Raw genomic sequence first — 26,210 nt, 5'->3', positions numbered from 1 at the left:
GACACGAGCGCGCTGGAGCAGCCATCGATCGCCTCGCCGTCGTCCGGCCGAGAACGCACCACGAACCTCGGACAAGCCGATCTCCGCAACCTACAACATGCCCCGGTCAGCATTCCCCGGACGAACTCCGGGGCGCGGCCCGTTCAGGCGGGCCGCCTGAACTCACGCGGGCCGCACAACTTCACGCGGGCGCTATACGACCCGCGGGAGCACACGACACCCGCGCGAATCACACGGCACCCGCCGGAACCCGCGGCAGGTGAACCGACGGAGAGCAGAGTTTTCCCCAAGCTGCGCCAATATGATCCGCGCACCGCCGTGACACCAACAACCAGGAGTATGAACACCACTCGATACCGAGATCTGCGCGAAAGCGGCTACACCGCCGCCGATATCCGATCGATGCAGCACAACGGCGAACTCACCCGAGCACGCCGGGACGGCTACATCGACGGCCCGCTGCCCGATCGTCCGCATGAACGACACCGCGTCCTCCTTGACACGACGCTGCCGCTGCTCGGAGGCGATCCTGTACTCAGCCATGCGTCGGCCGCACTGCTGTGGGGCCTGCCGGTGCCCTACCGCCTGCTCGATCGCGTGCATGTGACCAAAGACGCGGTGTCGGGTGGATGGGCGAGCGCCAACGTCGTCACGCATGCGCCTCCGCTCGGGCCGGACGACGCCACTCACGTCGATGGATATCGATTGACGTCGTTGCCCCGCACCGTGATCGACCTGTGCGGCCTGTGCCGCCGCGACGAAGCCCTCGGCGTGATGGACGCGGGCTGGCGAGCGCTCGGGGAGGAAAGCGCCCTTCGCGCCGAGGTGACCACCACGCGCAGACGACGGGGGGCCGGGGTCGTCCGCTGGGCATTGGCAAACGCCGATCCCCGGTCGGAGAGCCCCGGAGAGTCGATATGCCGTTACTGGATGATCCTGGGGAAGGTTCCGAAACCAGTACTGCAGTTCGAGGTCAGGGACGACGACGGCAAGCTCTTGGGACGAAGCGACTTCGGCTGGCCCGAATACGGGGTGCTGGGCGAGTTCGACGGGCGGGTGAAGTACTCCGATCTGGTTCCCGCAGGCTCCAGCGCGGCAGATGTCATCATGCACGAGAAGCGCCGGGAGAACGGTTTCCGGATGCGGGGCTGGTGGGTGCTGCGCTGGACGCAGAACGACGTGGGGGACGGTCCGGCTTTCGCCCGTAACCTCAGAAATTTCCTACTGAGCAGGCCAAACGCCAGGCATCTTGAGCGCACATGACCGCTGCACTCACCACGAGCGAGTTCACGCGGGCCGCGTAACTTCACGCGGGCGCTATACGACCCGCGGGAGTTCCGGAGACCCGCGCGAACGACGCGGCGCCCGCCGGAAGCGGCCGAGCCCACCGGCGAGAGCCGTACCAGCCGAGGGAGCATCAGCTCAGCCGGGACACGGAACCAACCGGGACGACGCGGAACCGGCAAGGCATCGATCGACTGGGAAATCACTGATCAATGTGAGCAACGCTGGCTGAGCCTGTCGAAGCCCGTTGCCGGATGGCAGTTCCACGACCCTTCGACAGGCTCAGGGATCGTTGATCAGCGTTTCCCTAGTCGCCGCCCACGGGGGGCTCCCGCAGCGGCCGGCAACTCGACCGATGGACCAACTCGGCCCTCAGCTCGATCCGGACCGGTGCCGGCGGGCGGTCGCCCTGCAGCCGGGACACGGCGATCTGCGTGCTGTGCATCGCCATCATCTTCACGGGTTGGCGGATCACCGTGAGAGCAGGCGAGAACACATCCGTCCAGGGGTTGTCGTCGAACACGACGAGGCTGAGGTCGTCGGGGACGCCGATGCCGGACTGCCTCACCCGCCTGACCGAGTTGAAGGCCTGCGCACCGTTGGCGACGATCAGGGCCGTGGGCGGGTGCGGCAACGCAAGAAGCGAACCCACCGCGTCGCTGCCGAGCGTCCCGCGATAGGCGATCGGACGCACGAGTTGCTCGTCGACCTCGACTCCCGCGTCCGCCATGGCGCCGCGGAACCCCACCAGCCGCGAGCGTGCCGAGGAGGAATGCTGCGGCCCGGTGATGATCGCGATGCGCTCGTGCCCGAGTTGCAGGAGGTGCTGGGTCGCGGTGCGTGCTGAGTTCTCGTTGTCGATGGTCACCACGTCGATGCCGGCGGAGTCGTCGAGCTCACGATCGACGCAGATCACATGGATGCCGAGGTCCACCAGGCGTCCGAAAGGATTCGTACCGCTGTCGGTGGGGGCGACGATCAGGGCGCCCACGGAACGGGTGCGAAGCGTCTGCACCAGTTCGGCCTCGAGGTGCGGGTCCTCCTGAGTGGTCAGCACCATGACGTGGACGCCACGGCTCCGGGCCTCGTACACGATCGCGTCGGCGATCCCGGAGAAGAACGGGTTGATCAGGTCGGGAACCATCAGGGCGATGGTCGTCGTGGCACCCGCCTGGAGTTCGCGGGCGGCTGCGCGCGGCCGGTAGTCCAGCTTCTCGATCGCGGCGAGCACGCGATCCCGGGTCTCGGGCGCGACGGGCCCCGAACCGGGGTTGATCGCACGCGACACCACCGCGATCGACACTCCCGCCTCACGCGCCACGTCGCGGATGGTCGCTGCCTTCAGCACGTTGCTCCCCGCCTCCCACTGGCCCCGGGAACCATCCCACCGCAGTGTGCGGATTGACGGGGCAAAGGCCATGTTATAGCGTGTGGAAACGGTTACACCTTCTTTCCATAGGAGTAAAGAATGGACCTTCACGCAATGCTGGGGTCTCGGGCGTCCGCCGGACAACCGATTCGCATCGGAATCATCGGAGCCGGAAGATTCAGCACGATGTTCCTGGCTCAAGCGCATTCCATCGACGGCATCCAGGTCGTCGCGATCGCCGACCTCAACACCTCCCGCGCGGTATCGGCGCTCACCCTCGTCGGATGGCCGGATCAGCCGGTCGACAGCGTCGAGGCGGCAGTCAGGACGCACCGTGTGGCCGTGATCGACAACGCCGCCGAGTTGTTCGACTGCGCGGAGATCGACGTCATCGTCGAGGCCACCGGCGTGCCCAGCGCGGCCATCGACCACGCGCTCCGTGCCATCGCCGCCCACAAGCACATCGTCATGGTCACGGTGGAGGCGGACGCATTCGTCGGGCCGGCGCTGGCGGACAGGGCGCGGAAAGCCGGAGTCGTGTACTCACTCGCCTACGGCGATCAGCCCGCGATCATCATGGAGTTGGTCGACTGGGCGCGATCGTGCGGGTTCCAGGTCGTCTGCGCCGGCAAGGGGACGCGTTTCGCGGACGGCTACCACGAGATGAACCCCGGAAACGTCTGGAACTTCTGGCCCTTCTCCAAGGAGCTGACAGACTCCGGACAGGTCAACCCGTACCTCCACACGTCCTTCAGGGACGGCACGAAGGCCGCTATCGAGATGGCAGCCGTGGCGAACGCGGCGCAACTGGTCCCATCAGACGACGGCCTGACGTTCTCACCCGGCAACGTCGAGCAGATCGCCTCGATCTGCCGGCCGGTCGAGGCCGGCGGCGTGCTGGGTCACGAAGGCACCGTGGACGTCATGTCGAGCCTCACGCCGGCGGGCGACCCCATCCCCTTCGACATCCAGGAAGGCGTGTACGTCGTCGTCAAGGCGACGAACCCCTATGTCTCCGGGTGTTTCCGGGAGTATCCGTGGCACGCGGACGCGTCCGGCCAGTACATGGCGCTGTACCGTCCGTGCCACTACGTCGGCCTCGAGCTCACGATCTCGATCGCGCACGCAGCCATCCTGGAGCAGCCCACCGGCGCACCACGAGGCTTCCACGGGGACGTGGTTGCGACCGCGAAACGCGCGCTCTCGGCCGGGGAACTGCTCGACGGTGAGGGCGGCTACACCGTATGGGGCAAGTTGGTCTCGGCCAGGACCTCGGTGGAACACGGCTTGCTGCCGATCGCGTGGTCGCACGGTGTGGAGTTGGTGCACGACATACCGGCGGGCCGGCAGATCCGGTGGGACGACGTGGTCATCAGCGATCCGGATCAACCTGCCCTACAGCTCAGGCGCGAGACCGAGGCGATGGCCGGCGGGGAGGACGCGCGCGGCACCGCCGGATCCTGACGCGATCGACCCCCGGCGCAGGCATCGGACACACGTGGGCGGGGCCTAGTCGGGCGCCCCACCCACGTGTGCGCCGGAGCGCTCGTAGAACCTGTTCCACGCGGGCGACACGACCAGTTCGTTGACGCACACGCGTGGTGGCTGACTCACGACGTAGTCCGCCGCCGCCGCAAGGTCCTCGGGCTGGAGCATGCGCGCGAGGTCCTCGTCCGACGGAGGCTCGGGTCGATCGAGCATGAGCGGGGTGGCCACTTCACCCGGGCACACGAGCGTTGCCCGGATGCCGTTGCGCCCCTCCTGGTCGTTGACCGACGCCACGAGCGGCCCCAGCCCGGCTTTGGACGCACTGTAAGCACTCCCGGCGAGACTCAGGTATTGCCACGCGGCCCAAGACGACACGACGACAACCCTGCCGTCGCGTCTGGTGCGCATCCCCGGAAGTACGGCGAGGATGCCATAGGCCACCGACGACAGGTTGGTGTGGACGATACGATCGAGTGCCTCGGTGGACAGGTCATCCCACCAGCGCTCCTTGACGTTTGTGCCGGCGCAGTGCACGAGAGTCTCCAGACCACCCGTCCACTCCTCGACCCGGGCCGCTGCCTCGCACACCTCCTCGGGCCGCGTCGCATCGAGGACGACGGGCGTGGCCGTCCCGCCGTCCTCGACGATCTCCGACACGACGGCGTTCACCCGGTCGCCGTCGCGGCCCGACACGGCGACTCGTCGTCCCCGAGCAGCGAGGCGGACGGCTACTGCCCGCCCGATCCCAGAACTGCCGCCGATGACCCATACGGAGCCCTGGCTGTCAGGCAAAGTACTGTCCCCCGTTGACGTCGATGATGGTGCCGGTTACGTACGACGACTCCTGTGACACGAGCCAGGTCACCGCTCCCGCAACATCGGCGGGATACCCCGGCCGGCCGAGCGGGATGCCCGCGATGATGGCGCGCTGGTCGGCTTCTGGGGTGAACGTCTCGTGGAACGGCGTGTCGAGGATGAGGCCGGGGGCCACGGCGTTGGCCGTGATCGAGCGTGGGGCGGCCTCCTTCGCGGTGGCGCGTGTGAAGGCGAAGAGCGCCGCCTTAGCTGCGGCGTAGGCCCCTACGCCCCGGGAGCCGCCGTTGCGTCCGGCCACCGAGGACACGTTGACGATGTGCCCGCCGTCGGACAGCAGGGGCAGCGCGTGCTTGGTGAACAAGAAGGTGGTCTCGACGTTGACCGCGAAGACCTCCCGCCACATGGCGAGGTCGAACTCGCCGATGTCACACCTGCCGATCAGCCCTCCCACGTTGTTGACGAGCACCTCCAGCGACCCCGTCGCGTCCACGACCGCCTGGATCGTCCGCGCCACCTCGTCCTCGTTCGTTGCCTCCAGGGAGAACGCCAACGGCGATCCGTCAGGGGCATGCCCGATCCGCTCGAGCAGCTCCTCGTCCGGCGTATGGGTGCGATGGGTCACCGCTACGGTTGCCCCTTCGTCCGCGAGCGCCAGCGCTATGCCCCGTCCGATACCGACGCCACCGCCGGTTACCAGCGCGACCCTGCCATCGAGCCGTCCTGTCATGTCATGTCCTTTCAACCGTTGTCGCCGCCCGGCCGATCGCCAGGCGGATGGTGTTTGGGATTACGCTCCGTCCCGGAGGTCCGTCAGGTCGCGACCGGCGACCTCCCGCATCGCGATCCCGGCGCCCAGTGCGCACAGGGCGAAGACCAGCATCTCGATGGCCACTGCCCACCAATGCCCGGTCCAGGCGATCAGCGAGGATGCCAGCAGCGAGCCGAGACCGACGCCGAATCCGCCGAACTCCCGCGTCACCGCCATGCGCGTGAACCGGTTCCTCGCGCCGAACACCTCGGCGAGCGTCGCGGGTTCCACCGCGGTCAGCGTCTGGGGTCCGAGGGTGTAGATGGCCACGAATCCCACGAACACCAGGGGAATCGCCACGGAATTGATCAGAAGCATCGTCGGGACGATGAGCACGATCGTCACGATGGAAAAGATGATGTACGAAAGGCGGCGCCCGATTCGATCGCTGAGCGTGCCGACCAGGGGCACCACTGCGAACGAAGCAACCGAGCCGATCATCAGCGCGTTGGCGCCCACACTCTTGTCGACCCCGAGGTTGGTGGCGAGGTAGGCCACGAGGCTGACCGTGATGATGCCGTAGTTGCCAGACATGCCGAACCGGAGCAGGAACGCGATGACGACCGCGCGCATGCCCGAGTGCGATTTCTTCTCGTCGGCACCAGGAAGGGCCGTCGCGGCCTCGCCTTCAGCGTCCCCAGACCCCTCGACCACACCCGCCTGCTCGAGCCGCACGAACACGGGGCTCTCCTTGAGCTTGCGACGCACCCACAGCGCGAAGGCCAGGATGAGGCAGGAGCCGAGGAACGGGATGCGCCATCCCCACGACATCAGGTCCTCGCTGGGAAGCACCGCGATCAGCAGGCTCCAGATCCCGGAGGCCAGGAAGGTGCCCGAGTTCGTTCCCAGGCCGACCAGCGAGCCAACCAGACCGCGCCGGTTGGCCGGGGAATACTCACACATGAGCACGGACGCGCCCGAAAGTTCGCCGCCCGCACCGAAGCCCTGCAACAGGCGCAGGCACACGAGCAGGATCGGCGCGGCGATGCCGATCTGCTCATAGGTGGGCAGCACGCCGATGAGCGTGGTCGCCGAGCCCATGAGGATGATGGTGACGACGAGCACGTGTTTGCGACCGTAGCGGTCTCCCATCCTCCCGAAGAACAGAGCGCCGAGCGGCCGGACGAAGTACCCCGTCGCATACGTCGCAATGGCGGCGACGACCGCCACCCCCGGGGCCGCGCCGGGGAAGAACAGGTGGTTGAAGACCAAGGCGGCCGCGAGGCCGTACAGCTGGAAGTCGACATATTCAAGAGCGGTGCCGGCCCAGCCAGATACGGCGGCCCGGATGATGTCCTTCATTGAGTATTGGGACGTGTCGGACGTCACGGTCGTGGACATACAGGAACTCCTTTGTTGCGCAGTCCGTTGGTGGTGATCGAGAGCAGGCAGGGGCTGACGTCCTGCCGTTGCGGGTGCTGGTGGGTGATTTCGACAAGCTCAACCAGCGTTTCAGTGGGCCCCTGAGCTCGTCGAAGGGCCCCTGAGCCCGTCGAAGGGACGGCTTCGACGAGCTCAACCGGCGTCGTCTTCCTAGACGTCGGCTACGGATCCGTCCGCCCGGAAGGCCGCAGACGGGACGACCATCTCTGCGGGTGGGACGGCCTTCAAGGCGTTCACATCGAGATCGACTCCGAGCCCGGGCAGGTCGGGGACGAGGAGCCGACTGCCCTCCCGGCTCCACGGCTCGGCGACGATCTGGGACCATCGCGGCTCGTCAATACATTGTTCGAGGATGCTGAAATTCGAGATGGCCATGGCTACATGAGCCGCGGCCGCGGTGGACACCGGCCCCGCTGGGTTGTGGGGCGCCATCTGGACGCGGTAAAGGTCGGCGAGCGAGGCGATCTTCATCGTCTCGGTGATCCCGCCAGCGTGACACAGGTCGGGCTGGGCCACGTCGATGAGCTGGCGTTCCAGCACCGTCCGGAAATCCCAGCGCGAGAACAGGCGCTCGCCCAGCGCGATCGAGATCCCGTGACGGTGCGCCTCGGCGGTGACGTCCGCGATCAGTTCCGGGCTCTCCGGCGCGATGGGCTCCTCGACCCAACGGGGCCGGAACTCCGCGATGGCCTGGATGAGGCGGATCGCCTCGTCAGGAGTCGCACGTCCGTGATAGTCCACGAGGATGTCGACGTCGTCGCCCACGGCCGCGCGGATGCCCTCCATCCGCGACCGCACACGCCGGAGGCGCTCGGTCTCCGTCAACACCGAGTCCGAGACCCACGCCCCGGTCTTGATGGTGCGCACTCCGCGGTCGACGAGTGCACGGGCATCGGCCTGGAGATCGTCCGGGTCATAGATGCCGGCGTGACGGTAGGTCTCCACCCACTCGCGTGTCGGACCACCCAGCAGCCGGTACACCGGGGTCTGGAAGAACTTGCCTCTGATATCCCACAGCGCCTGGTCGATCGCCGCGACCGCGCTGGCCAGCACCGCGCCGCCACGCCAGAACCCGTGGCGAGTCGCGACCTGCCACACGCGCTCGCTCGCCAGCGCGTCCATCCCTACGAGCCGGGCGCCCAGTTCCTCGATAGCAGCGCGCATCGTGCCATGCCACAGCTCCATGGACGCCTCACCCCATCCGTAGAGTCCCTCGGCCGTCTCGACACGCACGAAGACCCAGTTCCGCACGCCTCCGAACGTCGCGTAGGTCCTCACCGCACTGATCGTCGCCCCATGGGCACCGAGCTTCCCGACGCTGCAAACAGCGGGCTCCCCTACTCCGGGGTTCGCATCTACGAGGCTCATCGTTCACCCGCCGGACGCAGGGTTGTCCGCATCATCATTGACGCTCCTAGTCATCGCCGTCGGCATCGAATCCAATTCGACAGCGTTATGGTTAACCGGTCTGACCGGTCAACCATAACGCGAGGAAGGACCCACCGCAAGAGGTGGAATGAACGGGTTCTCAGCGCCCGAGCGACCAGCGGAACAGGGTTCAGCCGAGACGTTCCAGGAAGTCGGCCAACCGGCCTCGCGCAACGGCCTCCAACGGACGATCAAGATCGGCCCCGTAGTGCTGCTGCGCGACATCGATGTGTCTCACCATGAGTTCACGAGCCGCGTCCGCGTCGTGCGCCTCGATCGCGTCGACAATTTGACGGTGCTGCGGCACAGCGAGATCCGTGACAACCGGGTCACCGAGGCTGCGCAGCATGATCTCAGCTGCGAAACCGGCCACCGAGCCGAACATCGCCTCGAGTACCTGATTCCCGCTGGCGGCAGCCACGGCCGTATGAAGTGCCAGGTCGGCCGCAATCTCATCGAGCAGCGTCGGGGCGTTCGCGAAGTCATCCAAGGCCTCACGCATATGACCGAGATCGTCCGCAGTCCGCGCCAGCGCCGCCAGTGCCGCATTCTCGCCCTCGATCACCCGGCGGGCGACGATCACTTCCCGGGCGGTCACACCGCTGCGGCGGAGCACGAGTCCGACCACCGGTGCAGCGTCGGTCGGACGTGACTCCCGGACGAAGGCCCCCCGGGCAGGCTCGATCGTGATGAATCCCTGCTCAGAGAGAGTGCGCAGGGCTTCACGCACCACCGACCGCGACACACCGTGACGCTCGGCCAACTCCCGCTCGGACGGCAGCTTGGAGCCGACAGGATGCGCCCCACTGGCGATCGCCTGCCGGAGCAACTGCACCACATCGTCACGCCCCACAGTCACTGTCTAGCACACAGGCGCACCACAGCCGGGCGCCTCGCGAGTCCGGTCACCAGGCCCGCCGCGCGGGGAACCGCGTTCGCAGTCCGCCCACCCGCCGGGCGATCATGCTGCCGATCCTGGCGGTGGCGCGCTCTCTCAGACGGACGCACACTTGCGACTGAGGCGACAAATCCCGAAAACGTAGCGTAGGTAGTCACGAAATCGTAGGCCAAACTATCGACGGTCGCGTCCTGGCGATCGAAGTGAAGGTCACAGCAGTGCCGAACGATGATGACGTCCACCATTTGCGGTGACTGCGCGATCAACTGCCTGATCAGGTCGTCGACACCATGGTCATCACCGTGGGCAAACGGGCCTACCGCCGGCGCGACGGCGTCGCCGTCGTCCCGCTGGCCCTGCTCGGCCCCTGACATCTCGGCGGGATGTGACGCTCCGCGACCGCGCTGACGGTCACCCTTCGTAGGTGACCCCTCTGCGCGGCAACCCCCGTTCCGCTGCTACAGTCCGTCAATAATGAATATCAGTACCGTTATGGACGCGTCGCGCGCAGCCCCCGTCCGCCGAGTGCTCGTCCTGCCGATCCTGGCGGTGGCTCTGGTTGTCGCGGCTGCCGTGGGCATCGCCGCCGGGAATGTCGGCATACCGGTCGCCGACGTCGCGAGCATCCTCGCCCAGTCGCTCGGCCTGCACGGCGGCGCCGACCACACCCTGCGCGACGTGGTGGTCGTCACCCAGATCCGGACGCCCCGCGTGGTGATCGCGGCCCTCGTCGGCGCCTCGCTCGGCGTGGCCGGGGCCGCCATGCAGGGGGTGTTCCGCAACCCGCTCGCCGAGCCGGGAGTCGTCGGCGTCTCCTCGGGAGGCGCTCTCGGCGCGGTGATCGCCCTGTCCTCCGGCCTGACCGCGTTCGGCTCGTGGGTGCTGCCGGTGTTCGCGTTCACCGGATCCGCCCTGACCATCGGGCTGGTCTTCGGCATCCAGGGAATCTCGAGGCGAAACGGCACAGCCACCCTGCTCCTGGTCGGCATAGCGCTCAACGCGCTCCTCGGCGCGGTGATCAGCGTCCTGGTCGCCACCGCCGACAACGACGACCAGCTGCGGGGAATCGTCTTCTGGCTCCAGGGCGGCCTCGACGCGCGCACCTGGGAGCACGTCCGCATGGTCGTCGTCCCGCTACTCGTCGGCCTCGTGGCCATCACCGCTTTCAGCCGTGATCTCAACGTCTTCGGCCTCGGGGACGACCAGGCGCGATCGGCCGGTGTGGACGTCGCCCGGACGCGCACCGTCATCCTGCTGCTCGCGGCACTCCTGATCGGTGTCTCGGTCGCGGTCTCCGGGACGATCTCCTTCGTCGGAGTGGTCGTGCCCCACGCCGTCCGACTCGTCATCGGGCCCGACCACCGCACGCTCATGCCCGCCAGCGCACTGGGCGGGGCGACCTTCCTCGTCCTGGCCGACCTCATCGCGCGCACCGCCTTCGAGCCGGTCGTGCTGCAGGTGGGCGTGGTGACCGCGCTGGTCGGGGCACCCGTGCTGCTCTACTTCATCGTCCGCTCGCCGCAGGCATCGCGATGACCACCCTCGTCCGCACCGCGATCGCCGCCGAGACCACGCTCAGCCTGGCCGGCGTCGGCGTCCGGCTCGGCGGCAGACGGCTCGTCCACGACATCACCACGAGCGCGCATCAGGGCGAGCTCCTCGCCGTCATCGGGCCCAACGGTGCCGGCAAGTCCACCCTCGTCCGCGCGATCGCCGGCCTGATCCCGAGCTCCGGTGACGTGCTGATCGACGGACGACCGCTCGCCGGCACCGGCGTGCGGCAGCTGGCACGCACCATCGCGACGGTGCCGCAGAGCACCGTGGTCGGCTTCGACTTCACCGTCCGCGACGTGGTGATGATGGGACGTCACCCGCACCTGCCCCGATTCGGCTCCGAGCGCCCGGACGACAGGCGCATCGTGGACGAGGCGATGCGCCGCGTGGGCGTCGCACACCTGGCCGACCGGTCGGTGGCCAGGCTGTCCGGAGGCGAACGGCAACTCGTCTGGCTGGCGAAGGCGGTCGCTCAGCGCCCCCGCCTGCTGCTGCTCGACGAGCCCACCTCCGCCCTCGATCTGGGCCACCAGCTGGCCGTTCTCGACCTGGCCCGCGCCCTGGCGCGCGAAGGCCTGTGCGTCGTCCTCGTCCTGCACGACCTCGATCTCGCGGCCCGGTACGCCGATCGGCTGCTGCTGATGCACGACGGCCGTCTGCTCGCCGACGGACCTGCCGACCAGGTGCTCACCCCCGCGCTTCTGGCGGAGGCATTCGGCGTCCGTGCGGCAGTCCGCCGCGATCCCGACCTCGGCACCCTCACGGTCACCGCCCTGGCAGCCGTGACCACGGCATCTGCGAACGAATAACCAGGAAAGAAGGACATGACACCATCTCGCAAGCCACACCCCGCCCGCCTGCTGGCGGGCCTCCTGATCGCGCCACTGGCGCTCGCCCTCGGCGCCTGCAGCGGCTCGTCAGCCGCCACGGACGAGGCTTCGGCATCGCAGGCCTCGTCCGCCGAGAGCTGGCCGAGGACCATCGAGTTCGACGGCGGTTCGGTGACCCTGGACGAAGCGCCGCAGCGGATCGTCGCCCTGTCGTCCGATGTCGCCGACGTCGCCATGCAACTGGTGGACGCCTCGCGGATCGCCGCCGTCCCCGACATCAACCGCAGCGCCGACCAGTCGCTCCAGTACGAGACGGCGGCCACCATCGAGGGCAGCCTCGCCAGCGGCGCGAACGCCGAGGTCGAGGAGGTGCTCGCCTTCGATCCTGACCTGGTGCTGGTGACCACCCGGCACGACGCGGAAACAGACGCCTTCGACCAGATGGAGCAGGCCGGCGTGCCCGTGCTCGCGATCACCAACGGCTGGGACTCCCCCGAGACCTTCCAGCAGAACGTCGCCGTGATCGGACGCGCCCTGGGCGCCGAGGACGAGGCGGCTGCGGTGAGCCAGGCCTACGGCGAGCGCTGGCAGAAGGTGACCGATGCGCTGGCCGGCGTCCCCGACGACGACCAGCCCAGCACCGCGATGCTGAGGATCATCGCCGGGAGCATCTACTACTGCGGGCCCGGCTCGATCAACCAGGCGGTGCTGTCGGCAGCCGGAGCCTCGCTGGCCTCCGAGACCATCGGTCTGACAAGCTCCCAGCGTGCCGAGGTCGAACAGGTCGTCGAGTCGGCGCCGGAGCGTATCGTCCTGCTCGACAGCACGGGTCGGGGGCGGTCCCAGTACGACGAGCTCCTGTCCAACCCCGGGCTGCAGGCCGTCCCGGCGGTGGCGGACGACCAGGTTCTGCTGGTCAGCGCAGCAGCCATGTCGTCGGGTTCCGGCGGCATCGATGCCCTCGAGCAGATCGCCGCCTGGCTGCATCCCGACCTGTTCTGACCCTTTCCAACCACAGAAAAGGGGACGCCGGCGCGCGCCGGCCGTGACCGTTTCGTGACCGGTTCGTGACCCTCCCGTGACCGGCCGCGCGGCGTCCCTGCCCTAATCCGCCCGGAATCGGCCATGCCGGTTACAGGTGCGTAACCGAGTGCGTGCCCCATTGGCGAGATGGCCCACTTGGCGTTTAGGGTGCAACCCATGGCAGTACTGGACGACGAACAAGACGCTCTCACGGAGTCGGGCATCTCTGTGGGACGGGGCGAGCCGCTTGTCGTCATCAAGGATGTCAACAAGCACTTCGGCGAACTGCACGTTCTCAAGGACATCAACACCACGGTCAACCGGGGTGAGGTGGTGGTCGTCATCGGCCCGTCCGGGTCGGGCAAGTCGACGCTGTGCCGGGCTGTCAATCGCCTGGAGACGATCGACAGCGGCACCATCACCATCGACGGCAAACCGCTGCCCGAGGAGGGCAAGGCGCTCGCACGGCTGCGCAGTGACGTCGGCATGGTCTTCCAGTCGTTCAACCTGTTCGCCCACAAGACCGTGCTCGAGAACGTCACGCTCGGGCCGATCAAGGTACGCGGGTTGAAGCGGGCCGAAGCGGACAAGCGAGCGATGGAGCTGCTCGACCGTGTCGGTGTGGCGAACCAGGCGAAGAAGATGCCCAACCAGCTGTCCGGCGGGCAGCAGCAGCGCGTGGCCATCGCGAGATCGCTGGCCATGAACCCCAAGGTCATCCTCATGGACGAGCCCACGAGCGCGCTCGACCCCGAGATGATCAACGAGGTGCTCGACGTCATGATCGGCCTCGCCCAGGACGGGATGACGATGATCGTCGTCACCCATGAGATGGGCTTCGCCCGCAAGGCCGCGGACAGGGTGTTGTTCATGGCGGACGGGCAGGTTCTCGAAGAGGCCGCGCCCGAGGACTTCTTCACCAACCCGCGGACCGACCGTGCCAAGGACTTCCTCTCGAAGATCCTCACGCACTGACAGGCTTGACCGTCTCGACGGTCGAGGCACCGGCCGTCTAGGCGGCCCGACACAGCAAAGGATGAAGACATGAAGACTAAGCGACTGTCCCTCATGGCCGTGGCCCTTGCCGGCGCAATCGCCCTGGCCGGGTGCTCGTCCAGCGACGACAGCGGCGACGACGCCACTCCGAGCGAGGCCCCGACCTTCGAAGCCGGCACGACGATGGCAGAGCTGTCCGAGGCGGGCTCGATCACGATCGGGACGAAGTTCGACCAGCCGCTCTTCGGCCTCATGGGACCTTCGGGCACTCCCGAAGGCTTCGACGTCGAGATCGGCAAGATCATCGCCAGTGAACTGGGCATCTCGGAGGACAACATCAACTGGGTGGAGACGGTCTCGGCCAACCGGGAGCCCTTCATCCAGAACGGCGAGGTCGACATCGTGGTGGCGACCTACACCATCAACGACAAGCGCAAGGAGGTCATCTCCTTCGCCGGGCCGTACTACATGGCCGGTCAGTCGATCCTCGTGCTCGCCGACAACAACGACATCACCAGCGAGGACGACCTCGTCGGCCAGCCGGTGTGCTCGGTGACGGGCTCGACCCCCGCGGCCAACCTCGAGGCCCTGGGTGCTGAGGTGCTCGCGACCGACACCTACTCGAACTGCCTCGAGCCGCTGCGCAGTGGTCAGGTGGTCGCGGTGTCGACCGACAACGTCATCCTGGCCGGTCTCGCGGCACAGAACGAGGGCGAGTTCAAGGTCGTCGGTGAGCCGTTCACCGAGGAGCCCTACGGTATCGGTCTGGCCCATGACGACACCGACTTCCGCATGTGGATCAACGACGTGCTGGAGGAGGCCTACGAGGACGGCCGCTACGAGGAGGCCTGGGACTCCACCGCGGGCACCGTCCTGCCGTACGTCGAGCCGCCGGCGGTCGACCGCTACGAGATCTGATCGGTTTCTCGCCTCCGGGTGCGCCGGGCCGGCTGATCGGTCCGGCGCACCTCGGGTGCGTGTTCGGGAATCGTGTGTTCGGGAAGGGTGACGTGTGGATCTGATCGAGCTACTGCCCGCCTTCTGGGTGGGCTTCAAGATGACTCTCCTGCTGTTGGTCATCTCGGGCACGGCTTCGCTCGTGTTCGGGACGATCATCACCGCGATGCGCATCTCGCCGATCGGGTCGCTACGCGTCTTCGCGACGGTGTGGACCGAGATCGGACGCAACACGCCGCTGACACTCGTCTTCTACTTCTTCGTTTTTGTCGTCCCGTTCTTCGGGCTGCGCTGGGACTGGAACTTCTACACGATCCTCGCCATCTGCGCCCTGACGTACTACACATCACCGTTCGTCGCCGAGGCTTTGCGCTCGGGCATCAACGGCGTCCCGGTCGGGCAGGCTGAAGCGGCACGGTCGATCGGCCTGGGCTTCGGCCAGACGGTCAGTCTGGTCGTCCTGCCGCAGGCCTTCCGCATGACCATCCCGCCGCTCATCAATGTGTTCATCGCGCTGACGAAGAACAGTTCGGTGGCCGGCGGTTTCTTCGTCGTGGATCTGTTCGCCTCGACGCGTACTCTCGCGAACGGCCACGGCGATTTGGTGATACCGATCCTGATCATCGCCGCAGCCTTCTACCTGGTGATCACCGTGCCGCTCGGTCTACTGGCCGCACGCCTGGAGAAGAAGCTGGTGGTGCAGCGATGAGCGCAGGCTCGAGCGTCCTGTTCGACGCCCCCGGACCACGTGCCCGCGCGATCTCGCGTGTCGGCTCGATCGTGGGACTGGTCCTCATCGCTGCGGTGCTCGTGTGGGCCGTCACCATCCTGGCCACCCCGCGCCAATCCGGGGGCATCACGCTGCCTGGCATGTTCGACGAGAGCCGATGGGACATCTTCGCCGAGGCCGACGTGTGGCTGTTCATCGGCCAGGGCGTGCTGAACACCCTGCGCGCCGCTGCCGTGGCCGCGGTCGGCGCGCTGGCGCTCGGTGTGGTCTTCTCGCTCCTGCGCAGCTCCGAGATCGCCTGGGTGCGCAAGCCGGTTGCCTGGCTGCTCGAGTTCCTGCGCGGCATGCCCGTGCTGCTGATGATGCTGTTCATCCTGCTCGTGGGCTCGACCGGCCAGTTCACCGCCGTCGTGGTCGCGCTGATCCTCTACAACGGCACCCTCATCGGTGAGGCGCTGCGCGCCGGCCTGGCCGCCCTGCCACGCGGACAACGCGAAGCCGCCCTGAGCGTCGGCATGCGCCCGTTCCAGTCGAAGATGCTCGTGGAGTTCCCGCAGGCCTTCCGCCAGATGCTGCCGATCATCGTCGCCCAGCTCGTCGTCCTGCTCAAGGACACCTCGCTCGGCTACATCGTGGGCTACAACGAGCTCATCCGCACGACCATGAACAACTTGAGCGCGTACTACGGCAACCGCTACCTGTTCTCGTTGTTCTTCGTCACGCTGGCCATCTACCTGACGATCAACCTGTCGCTGTCATGGTTCGCCCGCTGGCTCGCCCGGCGCGGAACCCCGGGAACGGGGCGCCGCCGCGGAACAGGCGGGCCGATGCGTCCCGACGACACGGCCGATCCGGTGCGCGCGATCCTGCTCGCTGAGGCGGCAGCCACTGCACGAGCCTCCGAAGACCAGGCTTCACAAGGCACGCCGTAGGGACGCGCGGCAGCCGCTCTCAGGAGCCGCGGCCTGCTGCCGACGCCCGTTGAGCTTGTCGAAACGAACCCGTCCCTTCGACAAGCTCAGGGACCACAAACGCCCGCTGAGCCTGTCGAAACCAACCCGTCCCTTCGACAAGCTCAGGGACCACCAACGCCCGCTGAGCCTGTCGAAACGAACCACAGACTCAGGGACCACCAACGCCCGTTGAGCCTGTCGAAACGAGCCACAAGCTCAGGGACCACAAACGCCCGTTGAGCCTGTCGAAACGAGCCACAGGCTCAGCGAGGAACACGAGAGTTCCGTAGTAAAGCCGGACCCGCAGTTACACTCGTCGCATGCGTATCGCCGTCGTGGTCTTGCGGCTCGCGGTCGCGGCCGGAATCGTCGCTGCGATCCTCGGGCAACTCCTGACGAGTCTCGGCTATTGGCGCGACGTTGTCGGGATCAGCGATCCGACGATCCAACTCGTTAGTTTCTTCAGCTTCTTCACGATCGAATCGAACATTCTTGCCGTCGGAGTGCTCGTCGCCGGAGCGGTCCTGCTGCTGATGCGACGAGACGAGGATCCGCCCTGGTTCCTCAGGTTCAGGCTCTGTGTAGTGACGTACATGGTGACTACGGGCGTCGTCTACAACCTGCTGCTGCGCGGCATCGCGCTCCCTCAGGGTACGACGCTCGGATGGTCGAACGAGGTCCTGCATGTCGTCGGACCGGTGTGGATGCTGCTCGACTGGCTGTTCGCTCCCGGCCGCGCACGGCTGCGCTGGCGAAGCACCTGGCTCGTCATCGTGTTCCCCGTGGCCTGGGCCATCTACACGCTCATCCGCGGGCCGCTCGTCCACGACGTCGTACAGCAACGCGCCTACTGGTACCCGTATCCGTTCCTCGACCCGAATCTCGCCCCGGAAGGCTACTGGTCGGTCGCGTTCTACATCGTGCTCATCTCAGCCGTCATCGGGCTCACCGGTCTCGGGGCCGTGTGGGTCTCGAGAACGACCCCGCTTCACGCCCGACGCGCTTGGTCGGAGTGAGCCTCCGCGCGCTTCGGACTGCGTCAGGTACGACCCCCGTGCGCGAGTACGTGGACGTCTCCGCGCCGGTTCATGTGACCCCGGGAAACGGCCGGTTCTCAAGAGCAGGGGCTGCTCACGCCTCCCGGAGCGGGACGACCACCTCGCCGTCGACGGCGTGAGGCACGCCGAACAACTCGACATCCATCGGCTCGCCCTCCCTGATGCCGATGCGCACGTCCTCGCGCGTGACCCGCACGTCGAGCACCCTGTCCCGGAACCCGACTGTGAACGAGTACGCGTCCCAGCGCTCCGGGCAGAAGGGGCTGAATCCGATGCGGCCGCCGCGCACCCGCATTCCCGCGAACCCCTGCACGATGGCCAGCCAGCTGCCGCTCATCGACGTAATGTGCAGCCCGTCCTCGGTGTCGGAGTTGTAGTTGTCGAGATCAAGCCTCGCGGTGCGCCGGTACAACTCGATCGCCTTGTCACGCAGGCCTACGGCGGAAGCCAGAATCGAGTGGATCGAGGCCGACAGGGACGACTCGTGCACGGTCATGGGCTCGTAGAACTCGTAGTTCCGCCTGAGCTCGTCGGGGGTGAAGTCGTCCTCGAACAGGTACATCCCCTGCAGCACGTCGGCCTGCTTGATGAAGCACGACCGCAACACACGATCCCACGACCAGTGCCGGTTGAGCGGACGCTCGGCCGGATCGAGGCTGTCGACCGTCCGTAGCTCCTTGTCGAGGAACGTGTCGTGCTGCACCTTGACGCCGAGTTCCGCGTCCTCGGGAAGATACATGCCGGACGCGATCTCGCGCCACCGCGAGCGCTCCTCGGCGCTCACCCCGAGTTCTTCCGCGCGTGCCGGCACCTCGGCCAGGGTCGTCTCGGTGAACCTCAGCACCCATGCGGCCAGGTAGTTGGTGTACCAGTTGTTGTTGACGTTGTTCTCGTACTCGTTCGGCCCGGTCACCCCGTGCAGCATGAAGGTGCCGGTGCGGGCGGAATAGTGCACCCGGTCGGCCCAGAACCGGCTGATCTCGACCAGCACCTCGATTCCCGGACCGTGGAGGTATGCGGTGTCGCCGGTGTACCGGGTGTAGTCCGCGATGGCGTAGGCGATCGCGCCGTTGCGGTGGATCTCCTCGAAGGTGATCTCCCACTCGTTGTGGCACTCGATGCCGTTGAACGTGACCATCGGATACAACGCGCCGGCCAGACCCTGCTGACCGGCGTTGTGCCGGGCCTGCGGCAGTTGGCGATACCGATAGGCCAGGAGCGCCCGGGTCACCTCGGGCCTGGCGAGCGCGAGGTACAGGGGGACGAGGTAGACCTCGGTGTCCCAGTAGGTGGCTCCGCCGTATTTCTCGCCGGTGAAGCCCTTGGGGCCGATGTTGAGCCGCTCGTCCTCGCCGTAGTAGGTGGAGAACAGTTGGAACAGGTTGAACTGGATACCCTGCTGTGCCTCGTCGTCCCCGTCGATGACGACGGCGGCGCGAGCCCAACGCTGCTCCCACAACGCAGAGCTCTCTGCCCGGTGGCGCTCGTACGAGCTGCGCCCGGCGGCGTCCAGCAGATCGGCCACTGCGGTCGCGTGGGCGTCCTCGTCCACGTCGCGTGAGGTGACGACGGCGGCGGTCTTGTGCAGGATCGCAGTGTGTCCCTCGCCGAGCTCGGCGGCGAACCGCCGCCCCACACGAGCGGGGGCATCGAACGACCCACCGTCGGCAAATCCCTCGGCACTCACCGCCATGCCAGCGGTCACCGTGAACCGCGGCGTCCCGAACGGATTGGGCCGGGTCTCCATCGACAGTGCCGGTTGATCGCCGGCCGTTCGCCAGCGCTCCTCCCAGAACTGCTCGCCGTAGTTGGAATCGAGGTTGTGGACGTTCCCGTCGAGCTGCGGCGAGACCTCGACGCGGACATCGCCCGAGACCGCCGTGAGGCGCAGCCGCTGAAGGCTCAGCTCGGTCGTGGCGATCGACAGGAAGCGCTCGAACTCCAGCCTCGTCCGGGTGCCGTCCACCAGATAGTCGAACGACCTGGTCAACACGCCGTTCCTGAGGTCGAGGCGCAGGGAGAAGTTCTCGAACCGGCCACGGAACAGGTCCACGTCCTCACCGTTGACCCGGATCCCCGTCGCGATCAGGCTCATCGCGTTGAGTGCCTTCCCGAAGTACTGCGGGTAGCCGTTCTTCCACCAGCCGACCCTCGTCCTGTCGGGGAACCAGACCCCGGCGATGTAGGTGCCCTGGTGGCAGTCGCCGCCGTAGCCTTCCTCGAAGTTCCCGCGCATGCCCATGTGACCGTTGCCCGTCGAGGTCATCGACTCGACCAGGCGCACGGCACCGGCGTCCAGGGTGTGGGTCGTGATGGCCCACGGCTCGACGTCGAACACACGCTGGGTCATGATGTCCACACCCTTCCTGGCAGTCGTGGCTGCGGTGCCTCGCCCCATGCTCGGGATTCATGCGCCCGCGCGGGGCGCGCATCGTCGGAATCGTTTCCCGTGAGACGATACCGCCTGGACGCCCGGACGCCAACAGGCCGCCCGTTCCTGGGCCGACCGATCGCTCCGTGGCGTCCGACCACACGGTCGGCACGAGTACGCTGACCCCACCGCAGCGAGTCGACGGAGATGCCCGAGGAGGCCGCATGTTCTCGCGACTGTTCAACCTCGACGCACCGGTGTGGCGCGTGATGAGCACCGTCGCCGACATCATCTGGTTGAACATCCTGACGATCGTCTTCTCGTTGCCCGTGGTGACGATCGGCGCCAGCCTCACCGCGCTCCACGACAGCGCACGTCGCATCTCCACGAGCACGGACGACGGGACGACGCGCACCTTCGTGACCTCCTTCACCTCCAACGCCCGCAAGGCAACCGCGCTGTGGGGAATCGCCGGCCCGCTGGCCGCCGCGATCGGTGCGTCCTGGATCTTCCTGCGAATCCCCGAGCTGCTCGTACTGAAAATCCTTGTGACATTCAGTTTTGTGTTGGTCTTTCCCTTCATCTGGTCGTTGCAGGCCCGCCTGGAGAACTCCGTGCGCCGCACACTGGCGAACGCCGTCCTGGTCGCCTTCGCCCGGCTCCCGTGGTCGGTGGCCGTCCTCGCGATCGAGGCGGTGATCGTGGCGCTGTTCGTGGCGGTGGGGCTCTACCTCCCCGAGGCCCTGTTCCTCCTGGTGCTGCTCGGACTCCCCCTGATCACCTTCGCCACCACGCCCGTGATCGAGCGGGCGATCGCCCCCCTCGTCGCCCAGGCGGTGAGTGGGGAGCACACGGCTGCCGAGGACGCCGGCTGAGCCCACTCCACACGCCGGTTGAGCCTGTCGAAACCGACACGAGCCTGCCCCCTACGCCGGTTGAGCCTGTCGAAACCGACACGAGCCCACCGTGGACAGTCGTGGTCTCGACATGCTCAACCGTCGCTGGGTGTTGCGTCGCGCCCGCGGTGCGTGTACTTTCAGGGTCAGCAGTTCGGAACCGTTTCCGCAAAGACGTGGCGGAAATCCGGCTGCCACGCCTGGCCGCGGTGCAGCGCCCGGGTCGATGTCCTCAAGCCAACGAAGGAGTGCCACAGGACGATGAACAAGCACAGAGCAGTCAGAATGCTGGCCGCAGGCATTGTGGCGATCTCCCTGAGCGGGGCGCTCGCCGCGTGCGGTTCGGGCAGCAGCTCCGATGACTCGGCCGGGAAGGTCTACTACCTCAACTTCAAACCGGAGCAGGCCCAGGACTGGGAGGCGCTGGCCGCCGCCTACACCGACGAGACCGGCGTCGACGTGACGGTCCAGACCGCCGCGTCCGGCACCTACGAGACCACCCTGAAGTCGGAGATGGCCAAGTCGGACGCGCCCACGCTCTTCCAGGTCAACGGGCCTGTCGGGCTGGCGACCTGGAAGGACTACGCCGCCGACCTCACCGACACCGCCATCTACGAGCACCTCAGCGACCAGAGCATCGCGCTCACCAGCGACGACGACAGTCAGGTGCTCGCGATCCCCTACGTCATGGAGACCTACGGGATCATCTACAACAAGGCGCTGCTGGACGAGTACTTCGCTCTCCCGGGCGCCGCGGCGACCTCGGTCGACCAGATCACGAGCTTCGATACCCTGGCGGCCGTCGCCGAGGGCATCCAGGCCAACAAGGACACCCTCGGAGTGGCCGGGGCCTTCACCTCTGCCGGCTTCGACTCGTCGTCCGACTGGCGGTTCAAGACCCACCTGGCGAACATCCCGCTGTACTACGAGTACAAGGACGACGGCGTGACGGGCCAGCCCGCCACCATCAAGGGCACCTACCTCGACGGGTACAAGGACATCTTCGACCTGTACATCAACAACTCGACCACCGAGCCCTCGCTGCTGTCGAGCAAGACGATCGACGATGCCACGTCGGAGTTCGCTCTCGGTCAGGCCGTCTTCTACCAGAACGGCACCTGGGCCTACAACGACATCAAGGGCCAGTCGGTGCCGGACGACGACCTCGGGATGCTGCCGATCTACATCGGCGCACCCGGCGAAGAGGATCAGGGCCTGACCACGGGTTCGGAGAACTACTGGGTGATCAACAACAAGTCGTCCGAGGCCGATCAGCAGGCCACCAAGGACTTCCTCGAGTGGGTCATCACCTCTGATGCGGGACGCGACTCGCTGGCCAACACGATGGGATTCGTGACGCCGTTCGACACCTTCGGCGACTACCAGTCGACCAACCCGCTCGTGCTGGCCGACGCCGAGTACCAGGCAGCCGGGAAGACCGCGGTCACCTGGAACTTCACCACGATGCCGTCCGAGCAGTGGAAGAACGGTGTCGGGCAGGCCCTGCTTCAGTACGCGCAGGGCACCGGTGACTGGGACGCGGTCCGGTCGGCGTTCGTCGACGGCTGGGCGACCGAGTACGAACTCGCCCACGCCAACGCCTGACGGCGGCGGCTACTCCCACCAGCGCGTGGGTGCGGGAAACCCGGGGGGTCCCGCACCCACGCCACACCGGCAAGGACGTGGATAGATGAAAAGAACCCTCATCCGCTGGGGCTGGCTGTTCACCGGCCCGACGCTGATCGCCTTCATGATCGGCTTCGTCGTGCCGTTCGTCCTGGGCGTGTACCTCTCGTTCACCCGCTTCACCACGGTCACCAACAGCACGTGGGTGGGGTTCGACAACTACCTGGGCGTCTTCGCCGACGGGACCTTCGTCCACTCGCTCTGGTACACGGCGGCGTTCGCCATCGTCACCACCGTCGTCATCAACGTCGCCGCGTTCGCCGTGGCCTACATGCTGGTCAAGGCGTTCCGGGGGGCGAACCTGTTCCGTTCGGTGTTCTTCATGCCCAACCTGATCGGCGGCATCGTGCTCGGCTACATCTGGATGCTGCTGCTCAACGGCCTTCTGGGGATCTGGGCGCGCTCGATCACGTTCAGTGCCACGTACGGGTTCTGGGGCATGGTGGCGCTGATGTGCTGGCAGCAGATCGGCTACATGATGGTGATCTACATCGCCGGCCTGCAGTCGATACCGGGCGAACTCATCGAGTCCGCGGAGATGGACGGAGCGTCCCGGTCACAGACCCTGTGGAACATCATCATCCCGTTGGTGATGCCCTCGATCACGGTCTGCACGTTCCTCACGATCACCAACGGGTTCAAGATGTTCGACCAGAACCTCGCGCTCACCAACGGCGCCCCGTCGCGGCTGTCGGAGTTGCTGGCGTTGAACATCTACAACACCTTCTACGCACGCACCGGCTTCGAGGGGGTCGGCCAGGCGAAGGCGGTCGTGTTCCTGCTGATCGTGGCCGTGATCGCGCTGATTCAGAACCGCCTCGCACGCTCCAAGGAGACCCAGGCGTGAACAAGCCCAAGCATCCGCTCCTGTGGACGATCGTCTTCACGATCGTCTCGATCGCCTACATGTATCCGATCGTCCTGGTGATCATCAACTCCTTCAAGGGCAAGGTCTTCATCTCGTCCGAGCCCTTCAGCCTTCCCGACGCCGAGACGTTCGTGGGCTGGGAGAACTACACGCGTGGCGTCGCGCTGACCGACTTCTTCTCGTCCTTCGGATGGTCGCTGGTCATCACGCTGGGCTCGGCGGCCTTGATCCTGCTGTGCACGTCGATGACGGCGTGGTGGATCGTCCGGGCCGACACCCGGTACGCGAAGACCCTCTACACGACCTTCCTGCTCAACCTCGTCGTCCCCTTCCAGATGGTGATGTTCACCCTGTCGTGGCTCACCGACTTCCTGGGGCTGGGCAACCCGTTCGGGCTGTGGATCATCTACCTGGGCTTCGGCGCGGGCCTGGCGGTGTTCATCTTCACAGGCTTCGTGAAGTCCATCCCCCTCGAGATCGAGGAGGCCGCGACCATCGACGGCTGCGGGCCCGTCCGGACGTTCTTCCAGGTCGTCCTGCCCATCATGAAACCCGCTGTCATCACGGTCGGCATCCTCGAGGTCATGTGGCTGTGGAACGACTACCTCCTGCCCTACCTCACCCTCGACCTGAAGCACTACAAGACGATCCCGATCGCGGTCCAGTACCTCAAGGGCGGTTACGGGTCGATCGACATGGGCGCGATGATGGGCATTCTGGTCCTGGCGATGATCCCGGTCATCGTCTTCTACCTGGTGTCCCAGAGACACATCATCAGCGGAGTGGTCGCCGGCGCCGTGAAAGGCTGAGAGAGACTTGGTGGCGTCGGTTCGCCGCCGTGCCGGGTCTCCCGGCACCGATCCCGCACCCGATAGGGGTTCAGCTTGGCCAGCATGACGATCAAGGAACTCGCCCATATCTGCGGCGTCGCGGTCTCGACCGCTTCACGGGCGATGAACGACCGCACGGGCGTCAGTCAGGAGACCCGCGCGAGGATCCTCGAGGCCGCGGCCCAGCACGGATACGTTCCCAACTCCAGCGCACGCAGCCTCAAGATCACCTCGACCCGAGCCATCTCCGTGATCATCCAGGGCGAGCCGAGCAGGCTGCTCATCAACGTGCTCCAACTGCTGGAGGAGGAGTTCGCGGCCGCGGGATTCACCACGACCCTCACGCACGTCCCGGTGCGCCGCGCGCATGCCGCGACCGTCGAGCGCATCGTGCGCGAGGGCAAGTTCGGCGGCGTCGTCTTCCTCGGACGATACGGCGACGGGGAGCCCGCAGGCTCGTCCGAGCTGACCCGGCAACTGGCCGAGATCGACGCGCCGATGATCTTCTGCACGACATCCGACTACTCGGGAACCTCCTACCCCCACTCCTCGGTCTCGGTGGACGACTACGCCGGCGGCCTCGAGCTGACCAATCACCTGACCGCGCTCGGGCACCGCCGGATCGCCTTCGTCGGCGGAGATTCCGAGCAGGGACGCGGGCACGCCTGGGCGCTCCGCCTCGCCGGCTACCGCAGCGCCCTGGAGAGCAAGGGGATCTCCGTCGATCCCGGGCTCGTCATCGCTCCGTCGCTGCCCGCCCAGCTGTACACCGTGGAGAACGGGTACGAGTCCACGCGCGCCTGGCTGTCGCGGGGACGCGTCGATGCGACCGCGCTCATCGCCAGCTGCGACGCGGTCGCCGTCGGAGCGGCCCGGGCCCTGCACGAGGCGGGTATCGCAGTCCCCGCCGACTGCTCGCTGATGGGCTTCGACGGCCTCGACATCGGCCACTACCTCGTCCCCCGGCTCGCCACGATCGCCCAGCCGCTGTCCGAGATCGCCGCCGCCACCGCCCGGGTGCTGCTGGCGACGATCGACGACCCGGCGCGACCCACCGAGCAGGTGCGCATCCGCGGCAGGTTCCTACCGGGCGAATCCGTGACGAAACCGCACCCTGCGGCCGTGTGAAGCGTTCGAAAGCGGTAGACCGCCTCGTACATTCGCCGGATCGGCGTTGAAGCGGGAGCGACGTCCTGCAAGAATGGCGATATTCGTATACGGAAATATGGCCACAAGGAGGAGTTCGTGGACATCGGGATACGTGACTTGCGGGACGGTCTGAGCCGGCACCTGGCTTCCGTTCGCAACGGGCACACCATCACCGTCACCGACCACGGCCGCCCCGTGGCACGGATCGTCCCCATCGGCGCGCCCACCAAGCTGGAACAACTGATCGCCGAAGGCAGGGTGACCCCCGCACGCCAGCACCCCCGTCCGCTGCCGCCGCCCATTCAGGCAGCCGGGACGGTCAGTGACCTCGTGAGTGATCAGCGGCGGTGATCGTCTACCTCGACACCTCAGCGGTCGTACCGATCCTGATTGCCGAGCCTTCCAGTGAGATGTGCCGCCGCATCTGGGACGGCGCCGACCGGCGGGTCAGTTCGCAGTTGGCCTACGTCGAGGTTGCCGCGGCTCTGGCCATGGCCGAGCGTCGAGGACGCCTGACAGCCGAACAGCACGACCAGGCGTGGGCCAACTTCGTCGCCCTCTGGCCGGATATCGACGTCGTCGACCTGACGGACGAGCTGGCGGCCCGGGCAGCCGACCTGACGCGCCCGAGGGCTCTGCGTGGCTACGACGCTGTGCACTGCGCGTCGGTCGTCATGATCAACGACGCCGATGTGATCGCCGCGAGTGGCGACGCGCAACTGCTGACGGCATGGCAGGACCTCGGCGTGACCACACTCGACACGCATCAGGACTTCTCATCCCCACCGGGCGGCCAGACCCGTCGCCACTAGCGGCGACGGGTACACGCGAAACC

Annotated in this window: 24 protein-coding genes; 17 read left to right on the top strand and 7 right to left on the bottom strand. The window is 66.8% G+C overall.

Annotated features, from left to right (window positions below; translation table 11 throughout):
* Window positions 1-339: 339 nt before the first annotated feature.
* Entirely contained in the window at window positions 340-1,263 is a 924-nt protein-coding gene (locus FB473_RS00360; protein WP_167163791.1) for a hypothetical protein, read from the top strand.
* 328 nt (window positions 1,264-1,591) lie between these two features.
* Here the strand turns inward: FB473_RS00360 and FB473_RS00355 are convergent, their stop codons facing one another.
* The gene (locus FB473_RS00355) at window positions 1,592-2,632 is read right to left on the bottom strand and encodes a substrate-binding domain-containing protein (protein WP_167163789.1); all 1,041 of its coding nucleotides are present in this window, start codon (window positions 2,630-2,632) and stop codon (window positions 1,592-1,594) included.
* Window positions 2,633-2,839: 207 nt separating this feature from the next.
* On the opposite strand from FB473_RS00355, the gene FB473_RS00350 reads away from it, so the two are divergent.
* Window positions 2,840-4,117, top strand: a complete 1,278-nt coding sequence (locus FB473_RS00350) for an NAD(P)H-dependent oxidoreductase (RefSeq protein ID WP_208390376.1) — start codon at window positions 2,840-2,842, stop codon at window positions 4,115-4,117.
* A gap of 45 nt (window positions 4,118-4,162) precedes the next feature.
* Here FB473_RS00350 and FB473_RS00345 read toward each other — a convergent pair whose 3' ends face one another.
* From FB473_RS00345 to FB473_RS00325, 5 genes are all read right to left on the bottom strand, one after another.
* Window positions 4,163-4,933, bottom strand: a complete 771-nt coding sequence (locus FB473_RS00345; RefSeq protein WP_167163785.1) for an SDR family oxidoreductase — start codon at window positions 4,931-4,933, stop codon at window positions 4,163-4,165.
* Window positions 4,926-5,684 carry an SDR family NAD(P)-dependent oxidoreductase gene (locus FB473_RS00340; RefSeq protein ID WP_167163783.1) on the bottom strand — a complete coding sequence of 253 codons (759 nt, stop codon included), beginning with the start codon at window positions 5,682-5,684 and terminating at the stop codon, window positions 4,926-4,928. The genes FB473_RS00345 and FB473_RS00340 overlap by 8 nt, the downstream gene beginning before the upstream one ends.
* 60 nt (window positions 5,685-5,744) lie before the next feature.
* Window positions 5,745-7,106, bottom strand: a complete 1,362-nt coding sequence (locus FB473_RS00335) for an MFS transporter (protein WP_167163781.1) — start codon at window positions 7,104-7,106, stop codon at window positions 5,745-5,747.
* A 192-nt stretch (window positions 7,107-7,298) separates the two neighbouring features.
* On the bottom strand, window positions 7,299-8,426 hold the full coding sequence (dgoD, locus tag FB473_RS00330) for a galactonate dehydratase (protein WP_167163779.1): 1,128 nt from the start codon (window positions 8,424-8,426) through the stop codon (window positions 7,299-7,301).
* 280 nt (window positions 8,427-8,706) lie between these two features.
* Window positions 8,707-9,429, bottom strand: a complete 723-nt coding sequence (locus FB473_RS00325; protein ID WP_167163777.1) for an FCD domain-containing protein — start codon at window positions 9,427-9,429, stop codon at window positions 8,707-8,709.
* 519 nt (window positions 9,430-9,948) lie between these two features.
* Here FB473_RS00325 and FB473_RS00320 point away from each other — a divergent pair.
* The 8 genes from FB473_RS00320 to FB473_RS00285 all read left to right on the top strand — a co-directional run bounded on the left by FB473_RS00320 (window position 9,949) and on the right by FB473_RS00285 (window position 17,533).
* Complete coding sequence (locus FB473_RS00320) at window positions 9,949-11,010, top strand: FecCD family ABC transporter permease (protein ID WP_208390375.1); 1,062 nt, start codon at window positions 9,949-9,951, stop codon at window positions 11,008-11,010.
* Complete coding sequence (locus FB473_RS00315) at window positions 11,007-11,837, top strand: heme ABC transporter ATP-binding protein (RefSeq protein ID WP_167163775.1); 831 nt, start codon at window positions 11,007-11,009, stop codon at window positions 11,835-11,837. Before FB473_RS00320 ends, FB473_RS00315 begins: the two co-directional genes overlap by 4 nt.
* Window positions 11,838-11,852: 15 nt before the next feature.
* Entirely contained in the window at window positions 11,853-12,860 is a 1,008-nt protein-coding gene (locus FB473_RS00310; RefSeq protein WP_167163773.1) for an ABC transporter substrate-binding protein, read from the top strand.
* A gap of 198 nt (window positions 12,861-13,058) precedes the next feature.
* Window positions 13,059-13,856, top strand: a complete 798-nt coding sequence (locus FB473_RS00305) for an amino acid ABC transporter ATP-binding protein (protein ID WP_167163771.1) — start codon at window positions 13,059-13,061, stop codon at window positions 13,854-13,856.
* A gap of 69 nt (window positions 13,857-13,925) precedes the next feature.
* Complete coding sequence (locus FB473_RS00300) at window positions 13,926-14,795, top strand: glutamate ABC transporter substrate-binding protein (protein ID WP_167163769.1); 870 nt, start codon at window positions 13,926-13,928, stop codon at window positions 14,793-14,795.
* A 94-nt stretch (window positions 14,796-14,889) separates the two neighbouring features.
* A complete protein-coding gene (locus FB473_RS00295; RefSeq protein WP_167163767.1) occupies window positions 14,890-15,543 on the top strand; it encodes an ABC transporter permease subunit in 654 nt (217 codons plus the stop codon).
* A complete protein-coding gene (locus tag FB473_RS00290; protein WP_167163765.1) occupies window positions 15,540-16,496 on the top strand; it encodes an amino acid ABC transporter permease in 957 nt (318 codons plus the stop codon). Before FB473_RS00295 ends, FB473_RS00290 begins: the two co-directional genes overlap by 4 nt.
* A 341-nt stretch (window positions 16,497-16,837) precedes the next feature.
* A complete protein-coding gene (locus FB473_RS00285) occupies window positions 16,838-17,533 on the top strand; it encodes a Pr6Pr family membrane protein (protein ID WP_167163763.1) in 696 nt (231 codons plus the stop codon).
* Window positions 17,534-17,648: 115 nt separating this feature from the next.
* Here the strand turns inward: FB473_RS00285 and FB473_RS00280 are convergent, their stop codons facing one another.
* Window positions 17,649-19,925 carry a family 65 glycosyl hydrolase domain-containing protein gene (locus FB473_RS00280; protein ID WP_167163761.1) on the bottom strand — a complete coding sequence of 759 codons (2,277 nt, stop codon included), beginning with the start codon at window positions 19,923-19,925 and terminating at the stop codon, window positions 17,649-17,651.
* A 245-nt stretch (window positions 19,926-20,170) separates the two neighbouring features.
* On the opposite strand from FB473_RS00280, the gene FB473_RS00275 reads away from it, so the two are divergent.
* From FB473_RS00275 to FB473_RS00245, 7 genes are all read left to right on the top strand, one after another.
* Window positions 20,171-20,821 (top strand): DUF624 domain-containing protein, encoded by a 651-nt coding sequence (locus FB473_RS00275; protein WP_167163759.1) that lies wholly within the window; start codon window positions 20,171-20,173, stop codon window positions 20,819-20,821.
* Window positions 20,822-21,103: 282 nt separating this feature from the next.
* A complete protein-coding gene (locus FB473_RS00270) occupies window positions 21,104-22,447 on the top strand; it encodes an ABC transporter substrate-binding protein (RefSeq protein ID WP_167163757.1) in 1,344 nt (447 codons plus the stop codon).
* A gap of 85 nt (window positions 22,448-22,532) precedes the next feature.
* A complete protein-coding gene (locus FB473_RS00265; RefSeq protein WP_167163755.1) occupies window positions 22,533-23,375 on the top strand; it encodes a carbohydrate ABC transporter permease in 843 nt (280 codons plus the stop codon).
* Window positions 23,372-24,205 carry a carbohydrate ABC transporter permease gene (locus tag FB473_RS00260; RefSeq protein ID WP_341769987.1) on the top strand — a complete coding sequence of 278 codons (834 nt, stop codon included), beginning with the start codon at window positions 23,372-23,374 and terminating at the stop codon, window positions 24,203-24,205. The genes FB473_RS00265 and FB473_RS00260 overlap by 4 nt, the downstream gene beginning before the upstream one ends.
* 84 nt (window positions 24,206-24,289) lie before the next feature.
* The gene (locus tag FB473_RS00255) at window positions 24,290-25,354 is read left to right on the top strand and encodes a LacI family DNA-binding transcriptional regulator (protein ID WP_167163753.1); all 1,065 of its coding nucleotides are present in this window, start codon (window positions 24,290-24,292) and stop codon (window positions 25,352-25,354) included.
* A gap of 117 nt (window positions 25,355-25,471) precedes the next feature.
* On the top strand, window positions 25,472-25,726 hold the full coding sequence (locus FB473_RS00250) for a type II toxin-antitoxin system prevent-host-death family antitoxin (RefSeq protein ID WP_167163751.1): 255 nt from the start codon (window positions 25,472-25,474) through the stop codon (window positions 25,724-25,726).
* Window positions 25,723-26,187, top strand: coding sequence for a PIN domain-containing protein (locus tag FB473_RS00245; RefSeq protein ID WP_167163749.1), 465 nt, complete (start codon window positions 25,723-25,725; stop codon window positions 26,185-26,187). The genes FB473_RS00250 and FB473_RS00245 overlap by 4 nt, the downstream gene beginning before the upstream one ends.
* Window positions 26,188-26,210 lie beyond the last annotated feature (23 nt).

Source organism: Brooklawnia cerclae, assembly GCF_011758645.1.
Classification (GTDB): domain Bacteria; phylum Actinomycetota; class Actinomycetes; order Propionibacteriales; family Propionibacteriaceae; genus Brooklawnia; species Brooklawnia cerclae.
The sequence above is the reverse complement of the archived record's forward strand: the minus strand, read 5'-3'. Positions and strand labels throughout refer to the sequence as shown.